At 61.3% G+C, this 12,315-nt stretch carries 7 protein-coding genes and 1 tRNA gene; 2 read left to right on the top strand and 6 right to left on the bottom strand.

All coding sequences use genetic code 11. From position 1 onward, the window contains the following. Positions 1–221: 221 nt before the first annotated feature. Together GVL52_RS23845 and GVL52_RS23840 are read right to left on the bottom strand one after the other, a co-directional pair. A tRNA-His gene (locus GVL52_RS23845) sits at positions 222–298 on the bottom strand. 128 nt (positions 299–426) lie between these two features. Continuing rightward, on the bottom strand, positions 427–870 hold the full coding sequence (locus GVL52_RS23840) for a phasin family protein (protein WP_160011676.1): 444 nt from the start codon (positions 868–870) through the stop codon (positions 427–429). A gap of 213 nt (positions 871–1,083) precedes the next feature. Here GVL52_RS23840 and GVL52_RS23835 point away from each other — a divergent pair, with 213 nt between their 5' ends. Next, entirely contained in the window at positions 1,084–5,166 is a 4,083-nt protein-coding gene (locus tag GVL52_RS23835) for an ATP-binding protein (protein WP_160011674.1), read from the top strand. Between the two features lie 222 nt (positions 5,167–5,388). On the opposite strand, the gene GVL52_RS23830 is transcribed toward GVL52_RS23835, so the two are convergent. Continuing rightward, entirely contained in the window at positions 5,389–7,341 is a 1,953-nt protein-coding gene (locus GVL52_RS23830; RefSeq protein WP_160011673.1) for an acetoacetate--CoA ligase, read from the bottom strand. Positions 7,342–7,501: 160 nt separating this feature from the next. Here GVL52_RS23830 and GVL52_RS23825 point away from each other — a divergent pair, with 160 nt between their 5' ends. After that, the gene (locus tag GVL52_RS23825) at positions 7,502–9,385 is read left to right on the top strand and encodes an AsmA-like C-terminal region-containing protein (RefSeq protein WP_160011672.1); all 1,884 of its coding nucleotides are present in this window, start codon (positions 7,502–7,504) and stop codon (positions 9,383–9,385) included. Here GVL52_RS23825 and GVL52_RS23820 read toward each other — a convergent pair whose 3' ends face one another. From GVL52_RS23820 to GVL52_RS23810, 3 genes are read right to left on the bottom strand one after another with little or no spacing between them, the layout of a single operon-like run. After that, a complete protein-coding gene (locus GVL52_RS23820; protein ID WP_160011671.1) occupies positions 9,386–10,204 on the bottom strand; it encodes an ABC transporter permease in 819 nt (272 codons plus the stop codon). A gap of 3 nt (positions 10,205–10,207) precedes the next feature. After that, complete coding sequence (locus GVL52_RS23815; RefSeq protein ID WP_160011670.1) at positions 10,208–11,119, bottom strand: ABC transporter permease subunit; 912 nt, start codon at positions 11,117–11,119, stop codon at positions 10,208–10,210. Positions 11,120–11,123: 4 nt separating this feature from the next. Next, positions 11,124–12,266, bottom strand: a complete 1,143-nt coding sequence (locus GVL52_RS23810) for an ABC transporter ATP-binding protein (protein ID WP_160011669.1) — start codon at positions 12,264–12,266, stop codon at positions 11,124–11,126. Positions 12,267–12,315: the final 49 nt, after the last annotated feature.

Below are 12,315 nucleotides of genomic sequence, written 5' to 3'. Positions count from 1 at the left end.
TCTCATCAGCTGCGAGCGAGGTTTGAGACAGCTTCAAAGCCTCATTAAAGATTCGTGCCAGACCAATGCGAAACCTGAAAATTCCAGAACTTGGTGTCAAAATTCCGATTTTTCGCGTCCGGCTACACACGCGACCATGCCTGTGATGATCAAGCACTGAAGCATAGCGAAAGTGGACCGAAAGCCCGCGTTTGCTTTTGAAGAGATGGATAGTGGAAGAATGGTACGGTTGGGTGGTCTCGAACCACCGACCTCAGGATCCACAAACCTGCGCTCTAACCAACTGAGCTACAACCGCACAAACGTCGCTTGGCGCGACGGGGCTGACATACGAGGACTCGGAATTTAATTCAAGCCCTATCTGTCATTAATATACAAAAATGCCGGACAAAAAGCCCGGCCTTTTTGTTTGTCTTCAGCAAGATATCAGGCAGCCTTGAAGGATGCCATGGCCTTTTCGGCTGCTTCCTTCGATGGCTTGGCAAGCTTTTCGGCAACCTGCTTGGAGGTTTCCTGCATTGCCTTTGCCTGCTCGATGGTCAGTTCCGTCTGCTTGCGCAGGAAGGAGGTCTGGAGCTCGAAGAATTCGGCAACCGACTTGACGGAGAGCAGCGCGTCCATGTGGGCCAGCGAGTTTTCGGTGCTGGTGCGCAGCACGCCAATTGCCTGATGGCCGATTTCGGCGGCACCGGCCTGGGCTGTCTGCATGGTGGATTCAAGCGTCTTGCCGGCTTCTTCGCCTGCAGACTTCATCTTGGCATAGGCGTCGCGTGACTGCTGCGAACCCTTTTCGGCGAAATCGCGGAAAGAGTCAGCGAACTTCGAGGGGTCAAAAGAGGAGATAGAAAATACGTCTTCCATTTTCGCCATTTGTATAGGCTCCTTTTGTCTCGGCATCGTGATAGCCTCGTTCGTTAGGTAACCATGATATAGCCTATCTTATTGTGCACTGCAACATATTTGTGCGCCGCACGCGGCGTTAACCTTTTCGGCCGAAAGCCGGCAGCCGCGCTGGACCGGTTTGCGGCCTGTCGTTATTAATAGACCGTTAATTTGTCATACCAGAAGACTAAAGGTCCGCTGATGCCCGCAGTCCAGTACCCATTCATCGACATCGCCGTACATCCCCGTGTACGGGAGCGCTTTTCCCGTGGCGAAGCGCTGGTACTTTTCTCGGCCGACCTTTCCCGGGCACTCTGGGCAAACGGGGCCGGAGCCGAGCTTTTCGGGCATGCGGCGGTCTATGACCTGCTCGACCAGGGCGTCAATCGCACCGACATCACCTATCGTCAGCTCGAAGCCGCGGCCCAGCAACTGGTCAAGATCGGTGACAACAGGAACTTCATGATCCGCATCGCGCAGGGCTTCCAGCGCGTTGCGGTGCAGTCCTGCGTTGAACTCATTAGCGTTTCTCCGGGCGAACAGGCCATTCTGGTGTCTCTGCCGGTCTCGAACCGCGCTCTTTCGGCGGCACAATCGGCCGCACAGATGCTGAAGGGGCTCGACGATCCGGACACCCATATGGCCGTGATCGGCGGCGATGGCGAAATCGTTGCCGCCTCCCCCGGCTTCGCCTCGCTCGGCGTCACGCAGCCGACCGCCAAGGCGTTGGCCACGATGGCGGCCGCACATCTGCATGGGCTGGTGAAGCGGCCGGTGGCGACAGGCAAGGGTTACCTGCCGGCCGCCGTCGGGCGAATCAGCAGCGATCCGGCTCTCTACCTGCTCTTCGCCGTCGAGACTGTTCTCGGGCGCCTCGACCCGACGGATGTTGTTGAATTATCCACAAGCCCCGTTAACCATACCGCCGCCGCGCCATCGCAGTTTGCCGATGCGATCGATGCCGTTGCCGGGATCGAAGAGATCGAGGAAGTGCCGGAAGCGAGCATCGCCGAGGACACCGATCTGGCAGAAGCCTCTGCTGCTTCCGCAGAGGCATTCGAAGCGGAGACGGTGCCGGTCGAGACCGATGCGGTGTTCGAGGCGGGCTCAATCGAGCCTGACATCCATGACGAGACGGTTGCGTTCGGCAATATCGACAGCTTGGCAGACGCCGATCCGGAAGCGGATACACTGATCGGCAACGACAGCATTGCGGCCGATGCCGATGCGACGGAAGCTGCCGCGGCGGTTGCCGAAGGAGGGCTGGAGGCAGGACCTTCTGCGGAAGAGCCTGACGAAGCGTTTCATGCCGAGCAGCCCTCCTATGGCGACGATGACATTTCCGCGTTCGAGCCCACAGATGCAGCCAGGACGCCCGAGCCGGCCGCCCCTATGGCTGACGAGGCTGAGGCTGTTTCGACTGATATCGGCGCCGAACAGGCAGCCGACGTCGTGGCCGATGTCGAGCCTGAACCAACCAAGATCGATGCTGCCGATATCCCGCCCGTGATCGCCGAAGCGGTAGACGCGCCAGCGCCGGCAGCCGCGGAAGCCAACGGTTTCGTGTTCCAGCCGAACAGCCGGGCGACGCGTTTCGTCTGGAAGATCGATGCCGAAGGTCAGTTCAGCGAAGTTTCCGGCGAGTTTGCGGAAGCCGTCGGTCCGCATGCCGCAGACATTATCGGCGTCGCTTTCAGCGATATCGCCGCGCTGTTCAATCTCGACCCCGAGGGCAAGATCTCGGAAGCACTGGCACGCCGCGATACGTGGTCCGGCAAGACCATCCACTGGCCGATCGAGGGCACCAGCCTGGCGGTGCCGGTCGATCTTGCGGCACTGCCGACCTATACGAGAAGCCGGGAATTCGATGGCTTCCGCGGTTTCGGCGTCGTTCGCCTGTCGGATGCGGCGGAAGATCCGCTGGCACTCGGCCTCACCTTCGGTCCGCACGGCATCTCCTATGACGCTGCGTCGCTGGAACAGCATTCCGAAGGGGCCGGCGCGGCTGCGGTCGTGGCGGAACCGGTTGCGGAGGAAACGGCACGCGACGGGCCGGTGGCGACAGATGCGCCCGAGGTCGTTGGTGCGCCGCAAGTCGCAGATTTTGCACCCGAATTTACAGAGGCGGCGGCCGAAGATCTTCCTGTTAGAGAGGATGATGTTTTGCCCGCCGGCGATGCGGAAGAGCCCGCTGCCGACAAGGCCGTGGAAGAACCGCCGCGCGCAGAACCGCCCGCCTTACGCATTGTGGAAACACCGAACCGCCGGCTGACGGACAAGATCGTACAACTCCATGGTGTCGGTCCGGGGCTCAGTTCTGCAGAGCAGGCGAATTTCCGCGAGATCGCCAAGCGTCTTGAAGCCTTCGGCGTGAACGGATCAGATGACGACGACGGCAAGCCGGTCGAGAGCGCTGTAGCCGCGGCAACGCCTGCCGATGAATCCCCGAATGCGGATCTCGTCGATGACAAAGTGTCGCCCGAACTCGCCGCTGAAGAGGCATCTGCCGAAGAGACCACGGTTTCGGCTGAAGAGCATACCGCCGACGCATCGCTGCCCGCCGAAGAGAGCGATCTGTCCGCTGCTGCGGATGAGATCGAACCGGCCACAGCCGAGGCCGACCTGCCACCGCCCGCCAACAACGACAATGACAATGACAATGACAATGATAATGATAATGATAATGATAATGGCGACGTAACCGAAGGTCTTGAAGAGACCGTCAGCCAGATGGACATCCTCGCGAGCTTCATTCCGCCGCGGGTGAAGATGACCGATGGTTTCTCGGCCGGCATGATCGACCAGCTGCCTGTCGCCGTGCTTATTCATGCGGGCGACCAGTTGATCCATGCCAATCCTGAATTCATGCGGCTGACCGGCTACCGGTCGCTGCAGGATCTGGTCGATGTCGGCGGTATCGATGCGCTGCTTCAGCGCAGCGAACTGGAAGGCAATGACGGCCGGCACGACGGGATGATGTTGGTGACCATGGATGACGACCTGGTGCCGGTCTCGGCGCGCCTGCAGTCGATCCGCTGGGAAGACACGACCGCACTGATGCTGGCGCTGATGCCTGTCGCCAAGGACCGGCCGGCACCCGTCGCCGACGTCGCTCCGCCCGTTGATGGCCGTGCGGCCGACCGGATGGTCGAGAAGGTTGCCAAGCTGCAGGTCGAGGTCGAGGAATTGCGCTCGATCCTGGAGACCGCCACCGATGGCGTCGTGGTGATCGGCACAGACGGCGACATCCGCTCGATGAACCGGTCTGCCAGCGCCTTGTTCAACTATGACGACGAGGACACGCGCGGCAAGCCGTTCGTCATGCTGTTTGCGCATGAAAGCCAGAAGGCGGTGCTCGATTATCTGAGCGGCATTTCCGGCCACGGCGTCGCCAGCGTGCTGAATGACGGGCGCGAGGTGATCGGCCGCGAGGCGGCTGGCGGGTTCGTGCCGCTGTTCATGACGCTCGGCCACCTGACCTCCTCCAGCGGCTACTGCGCCGTCATTCGCGACATCACCCAGTGGAAGCGGACCGAAGACGAATTGCGCGGCGCCAAGAGTGCGGCCGAGACGGCCAATGCCCACAAGACCGATTTCCTTGCCCGCGTCAGCCACGAGATCCGCACGCCGCTCAACGCCATCATCGGCTTCTCCGACATGATGGCGGGCGAACGCTTCGGGCCGATCGGCCATCCGCGCTATGTGGAATATGCCAACGACATCGGCCGTTCGGGCCGGCATGTGCTCGATATCGTCAACGATCTGCTCGATATTTCGAAGATCGAAGCCGGCGAGATGGACCTCGATTTCGACGCGATCAGCCTCAATGAGGCAATCTCGGAAGCCGTCGCGCTGCTGCAGCCACAGGCAAACAGCCAGCGGGTGATCATCCGCACGGCGCTGTCGCATGCGGTTCCCGAAGTGGTTGCCGATCTGCGCTCGATCAAGCAGATAGCGCTGAACATCCTCTCCAACGCCATCCGCTTCACACCATCCGGTGGACAGATCGTGGTATCGACCTCCTATGAGGCGAATGGCAGCGTGGTGCTGCGCATCCGCGATACCGGCGTCGGCATGACCCGCAGCGAGCTCGATCAGGCGATGAAGCCGTTCCGGCAGGTTTCGACGCAATCGCGCCATCGTGGCGAAGGCACCGGGCTGGGCCTGCCGCTGACCAAGGCGATGGTCGATGCCAACCGGGCGATCTTTGCCATCAGCTCGACGCCGAACGAAGGCACGCTCGTCGAGATCGCCTTTCCGTCGCAGCGGGTTCTGGCAGGCTGACCGAAAAAAGGCAGCCCGGAGGCTGCCTGATAGTTAGGGTGCTGTTCAACAAGGGCTTAGGCGATGTAACATCATGTTGCGGGAGCGGAAGCTCCAAGCTGCCTTGTTCATATGCAGCCCCAAGTTACATTAACCTTTGACGAGCCTTTCTTAACAAAGGCTTGCCTGAGGCTACGATCTATCGGAGGTAAAAGATCGTAGTTTCACTAGGACTTTAATGAACTAGCTGCGCAATTCCGAAATTCCTTGAAACAAATCAAGAGCTTCCGGATTTGCCAGTGCTTCCTTGTTCTTGACCGGCCGACCATGCACAATTTCGCGAACGGCAAGTTCGACGATCTTTCCGGACTTTGTTCGCGGAATATCGGAGACGGAAATGATCTTGGCCGGGACATGGCGCGGCGACGCCCCGCTGCGGATTCGCGTTTTGATTGATTTGACCAACTCGTCTGTCAATGTCACGCCAGCGGCAAGGCGGACGAAGAGAACGACGCGCACATCGTCGTCCCACTCCTGGCCGATACAGAGCGCCTCGGCGACTTCCTGCATCTGCTCGACCTGATTGTAGATCTCCGCAGTGCCGATGCGCACCCCGCCGGGGTTCAGCGTCGCGTCCGAGCGGCCGTGGATGACGATGCCGTCGTGCTCCGTCCACTCGGCGAAATCGCCGTGGCACCAGACATTGTCGAAGCGCTCGAAATAGGCCGCGCGATACTTGGCGCCATCGGGATCGTTCCAGAACATCACGGGCATGGAGGGGAACGCCCTGGTGCAGACCAGTTCGCCCTTTTCCTGTCGCACCGGCCGGCCGTCATCGTCCCAGACATCCATGGCAAGGCCAAGCCCCGGCCCCTGGATCTCGCCGCGCCAGACCGGCTGCATCGGATTTCCAAGCACGAAGCAGGAGACGATATCGGTGCCGCCGGAGATCGAGGCGAGTTGCACGTCCGGCTTGATGCCCTCGTAGACGAAGGTGAACCCTTCAGGTGACAGCGGCGAACCGGTCGAGGTCATCAGGCGCAGGCTTGCGAGATCATGTGAGGTGCGCGGCGTCAGGCCGCTCTTGCGGACAGCATCGATATATTTTGCCGAGGTGCCGAAGACGGCGAATTTTTCGGCCTCGGCATAGTCGAACAGCACATTGCCATCAGGCGAAAACGGCGACCCGTCGTAGAGGCATAGCGTGGCCCCGACGGCGAGACCCGATACCAGCCAGTTCCACATCATCCAGCCGCAGGTGGTGAAGTAAAACAGCCTGTCGCCTCGTTCGAGACCACAATGCAGCCGATGCTCCTTCAGATGCTGCAGCAGCGTGCCGCCGGCCGAATGGACGATGCATTTGGGAACGCCCGTGGTGCCAGACGAAAACAGGATGTAGAGCGGGTGGGCGAACGGCAGGCGGAGGAACTCGACCGGGCGCGCGGCATGGGGCGCAATGAAATCGTCCATCGTTTTCGCACCGGCTGTGGCGCCGGCGGCCGCTTTGGCATCGCCGGCATAGTGAACGATGACAGCGGGGACGCCGAGGCTGCCTGCGACGGCCGTCACCTTGGCCGTGACATCCTGCAGCTTGCCGCCATACCAATAGGCATCGCAGGCGATGAACAGCTTCGGTTCGATCTGGCCGAAGCGGTCGAGCACGCCCTGTTCGCCGAAATCGGGGGAACCGGAGGACCAGATTGCGCCGATGGACGCGGCTGCCAGCATGAAAGCGACGGTCTCGGGCATGTTCGGCATCATCGCGGCAATGCGGTCGCCGGGGCCGATGCCCTGGGCGCGCATTGCCTGCTGCAGTCTGGAGACGAGATCGCGAAGCCTGTCCCAGCTCCAGCGGTCGTGCACCTTGTCCTCGCCGCGGAAAATGATCGCGTCACCGGCGCCCTCGCCTGACAGCAGATTTTCGGCAAAGTTCAGCGTGGCATCGGGAAAGAACCGGGCATCGAGCATGACATCGCCATCGACAAGCACACGGGCACCACGATCGCCCTTGACCTCGCAGAATTCCCAGACTGCCGTCCAGAACTTTTCCCGGTCGGCAACGGACCATGCGTGCAGCTCACCATAATCGGACATGGAAAGGCCGAAGTCGTGGTTGCACTTCTGCATCAACGCAAAGATCGGACTGGCTTCAACCGAGGTTCGCGAAGGGATCCAGAGTGGCTTATCGTCACGCATGCAGAACTCCTCTTGTTGTCTACTTATATAACATGCCATGACGCCGGATAAAGGTGGTGGCCAAGCGGAGTGCGGGCTATCCAATTGCAACCGCCCGGCATTTGATATATCCGGAATTTCAGTGGATTAACGGGCAAATGTCGAAAGACTGGCGAAACTCATGGGTACGTCCCGACAACCGCCGCGGCGGATAAAAATCAGGCCCGTTTCCCGCTGGCTGCCCAGCGTTGCACGCGTTGCGACGATCTCGCTGCTGGTTGGCCTGGCCGTCTTCGTTTCGCTGCGCGTGGCCGGGCCCTATGTGATTTCAACCGGACTGGTTCGATCCGGCATCGAGGACTCGCTGTCGCGATGGACCGGTTACAATGCCGAAATCACCGGCCGGCCGGTCATCGAGTTCTGGCCGACTCCGCGGATCACCATCAACAAGATTGCAGTGCGCCAGAAGAGCAGCGACAACAAGCTGCTCGGCACCATCGAAAGCATCTCGGCCGAGTTCAGCCTGATCGATGCCTTCAGAGGCAAGGCAAGCTTCCACGAATTCCATATTCTGCGCCCCAACCTGCTGCTCACCCGCGAGCGCAACGGCACCATCGACTGGACGAATGACGGCCTGCTGGCACAGGCGATTGCCGGCGCCAAGGACCAGAATGGCGAGGAGACACTGGCGACTGCGCTCGATGCGGATATCGGCACGATCACGGTCGAAGACGGGACACTGAATGTCAGCGACGTTGCCAGCGGCAAGACCTATCGCTTCGATGGCGTGACCGCGGATATCGGCTGGCCGAAGCTGTCGAGCCCGATCGGCGCGGTCTTGATCGCCAGAACCAACGGCCTGGATCTCAAGCTGGATTTCTTCTCGCGCAGCCCGCTGCTGACGTTCGGCGGCAAGAACGCGCCGCTAAAGGCTGCGTTGACCTCGAAGCTGGTGACGGCGAAATTTGATGGCGTGGCGAACATCGCCCACCTGTTCAACCTGCAGGGCAGCATGTCTGTGGGCATCCCGGATCTGCCGGCCTTGCTGACTTGGGCGGGACGATCGCTGCCCGACGTCGCGACGCTGCAGGCGTTCGACATCGACAGCAACGTGATGTCGGCCGCCAACGGTTTCCGCTTCGACAATGTCAGCCTCGGCATGAACGGCGCCAGCGCCAGCGGCGCGATGGATATTACCTTTGCGCCGGGCAAGCGGGCGAAGCTCGGGGGAACGCTCGCCTTCGACCAGATCAATTTCAAGTCGCTGTTCGACGCCTTCGTGGTTCGGCTTGTCGCCGGCGAAGACAATGGACCGCCCGAGGGTGGACCGCTGCAGGCGCTGGATCTCGATCTCAGGCTCTCGGCGAAAGAAGCCGATCTGACGCCCTTCAGGCTGTCCAATGTCGGCGCCAGCATCATCGTATCCAGCAACGAGGCGCGGTTCGACATCGGCGACAGCCAGTTCGAGGGCGGCGCACTGACGGCACATATCGAAACCACCCGCGGCGACTTCGATGGTGGCGGCAAGCTGCAGATGTCGATCCGGGGCGCCGACTTTGCCGGTCTGGTCGAGCGGCTCGATCTGAAGGGTCCGTTGCCGCTTGCGACCGGATCGCTCGACCTCGCCGTGCGCACCAGCCTTCCGATCTGGAAAGCGGGGCCGGCTGACGTGACCGGCAACATCCGTTTTCGTGCGAAATCCGGTTCGCTGCCGGGCTTCGATACGGAGGCCGTGCGCAGCGAGGCCGCCAAGACGGATTTCTTTGCGCTGAACGCCGTGTCGCATCGTGCCTTTGCGTTCGACAGCTTCGACATCGCCGCCGATCTCGACAACGGGGCGGCGCAGATACGGGGTGGACGGATCGAAGGTCCTGCGGAGACGATCACGCTCTCCGGCGTCATTCCCTACAAATCCAGCGGTCTGGCTCTGTCAGGCAAGATCGCCGCAACCGACCCGGCCAATGATGCGGCCTACCCGGCACTGCCGTTCTTCGTCGGCGGCTCCTGGCCCGATCCGGTGCTGTCGGCCCTGCCGGGCAATCAGCCGCCAGGCACGACCAAATGATCAGGGCGCGTTGGCAGCCGCCCGCTCGTCGCGTTCGCGTTGGATCTCGCGCCGCTTGGTGATGATCGACGTGGCAACTACGCCGACCGCGACGATGGCGATCAGGATGGTACAGACCGCGTTGATCTCCGGCGTGACGCCGAGGCGGACCTGGCTATAGATCTTCATCGGCAGCGTGGTGGCGCCGGGACCCGAAGTGAAGCTGGCGATGACGAGGTCATCCAGCGACAGGGTGAAGGCGAGGATCCAGCCGGACAGCACTGCGGGGGCGATGATCGGCAGGGTGATCTCGAAGAAGGTGCGCACCGGCGGGGAGCCGAGATCGAGCGCGGCCTCCTCGATCGAGCGGTCGAAACTCAACAGGCGCGACTGCACGACGACGGCGACGAAGCACATGGTGAGCGTCGTATGCGCCAAGGTGATGGTCCAGAAGCCGCGGTCGAAGCCGATCGCCACGAACAGCAGCAGCAGCGACAGGCCGGTGATGACTTCAGGCATGACCAGCGGCGCGTAGACCATGCCGGAGAACAGCATGCGTCCGCGGAACTTGGTGTAGCGCACCAGCGTGATCGCCGCGAGCGTTCCCAGGATCGTTGCAGCCGTGGCCGAGAGAACGCCGACCCTGAGTGTCACCCAGGCGGCATCGAGCAGCGCCTGGTTATGGAAGAGCGAGACGTACCACTTGGTCGAGAAGCCGCCCCAGACGGTGACGAGCTTCGATTCGTTGAACGAAAAGATCACCAGCAACACGATCGGCAGATAGAGGAAGGCAAAGCCGACGGCGACGGAGGCGACGTTGAAGCGTGTCCATTTCATCATGGTCTACTTCCCCTGCTCATCGGCTTTGGCCTGCACATTCTGGAAGAAGACGATCGGGATCACCAGGATCAGCAGCAGGATGGTCGCTACCGCTGACGATACCGGCCAGTCGCGGTTGGAATTGAACTCGTTCCACAGCGTCTTGCCGATCATCAGCGTCTGCGATCCGCCGAGCAGATCGGGGATGACGAACTCGCCGACGGCAGGAATGAACACCAGCATGCAGCCGGCGACGACGCCCGGCAGCGATAGCGGGAAGGTGACGCGCCAGAAGGCGGTGATCGGCGGGCAGCCGAGATCCTGCGCCGCCTCGATCAGCGTGCCGTCCATCTTCTCCAGCGAGGAGTAAAGCGGCAGCACCATGAACGGCAGGTAGGAATAGACGATGCCGATATAGACGGCGATGTTGGTGTTGAGGATGATCAGCGGGCTATCGATGATGTTCAGCGACAGCAGCAGCTGGTTCAGCAGGCCCTCGGGCTTGAGGATGGCGATCCAGGCGTAGACGCGGATCAGGAAGCTGGTCCAGAACGGCAGGATGACCAGCATCAGCAGCGTCGGCCGGATGCTGCGCGGGGCATTGGCCATGCCATAGGCAACCGGATAGGCGATCAGCAGCGTCAGCAGCGTCGAGATGCCGGCGATGATGACGCTGGAGAGGTAGGCGTTGAAATAGAGCGGGTCGTCGATCAGGTAGTGGTAATTGTCGAATGAGAAGCTGGCGATCTTCTCCCAGGTGTCGGCCCAGCTATCGGCAAAGGAGAAAGCCGGATCGTAGGGCGGCATGGCGATCGCCGTCGATGACAGGGAGATGCGGAAGACGATGAAGAACGGCGCCAGGAAGAACAGCAGCAGCCAGACATAGGGGATGATGATGACGAGGCGGTTGTAGACTGACGATCCGAGCTTGCCCATGGCGTCAATCCTTCAGCACGACGCCGGCATCCTCGGCGAAGGTGACCCAGACTTCCTGGTCATAGACGAAGGGATCTTCGACGGAGCGCTGCGCATTCAGCGACGACGCCTTGACCACAGCACCGCTCTTCAACTTCACATGGAAGACCGTCATGTCGCCGAGATAGGCGATGTCCCAGAGCTCGCCGGATGCGGCGTTGATACCGGGATTGGCCGGCGGCGTGCGGCTGACGCGCAGCTTTTCCGGGCGGATGGCGAAGCCTGCAGCGCTGCCGACCGGCAATGGCTCGGCGCCGGAGACCCTGATAGTGAGGTCGCTATCGATGGCGATCTCGAGGCTGCCGGCATTGGAAGCCGTGACCTTGCCGTCGAAGATGTTCACGTCGCCGATGAAATCGGCCACGAAGCGGGAGTTCGGCGCCTCGTAGATTTCGGCAGGCGTCGCCACCTGGACGACCTTGCCGTGGCTCATCACCGCAATGCGATCGGCCATGGTCATTGCCTCTTCCTGGTCGTGGGTGACGACGACGAAGGTGAGGCCGAGGTTCTGCTGCAGGTCCATCAGCTCGAACTGGGTTTCCTCGCGCAGCTTCTTGTCGAGCGCGCCGAGCGGCTCATCGAGCAGCAGCACCTTGGGGCGCTTGGCGAGCGAACGGGCGAGTGCCACGCGCTGGCGCTGACCGCCGGACAGCTGGTTCGGCTTGCGGGCGGCGAACTTTTCCAGCTTCACCATCTTCAGCATCTGCAAAACGCGCTCGCCGATCTCGTCCTTGGTCATGCCGTCCTGGCGCAGGCCGAAGGCGATGTTCTTTTCGACCGTCATATGCGGGAACAGCGCGTAGGACTGGAACATCATGTTGACAGGCCGCTTGTAGGGCGGGGTTCCGGCCAGATCGGTGCCATCGAGAACGATCTCGCCCGCGGTCGGCTGCTCGAAACCGGCCAGCATACGCAGCAGCGTGGACTTGCCGCAGCCGGACGCGCCGAGCAGGGCGAAGAACTCGCGGTGGTAGATATTCAGGGAGAGGTCATCGACGGCGGTAAAATCGCCAAAGCGCTTGGTGACGTTGTTGACTGAGATGAACGGCTTGGCAGCCGGATCGGTCCAAGGCGCAAAGGAACGGCGAATATTGCCGAGTGACTTCATGATTTTTCCCCGAAAAACGTAGCTGACCTATGCGCGCCTAAAAGAAATG

This window comes from Rhizobium sp. 18055 (assembly GCF_902706285.1).
Taxonomy (GTDB): domain Bacteria; phylum Pseudomonadota; class Alphaproteobacteria; order Rhizobiales; family Rhizobiaceae; genus Rhizobium.
Note: the sequence above shows the minus strand (reverse complement) of the source record. Positions and strands in the feature narration are given on the sequence as shown.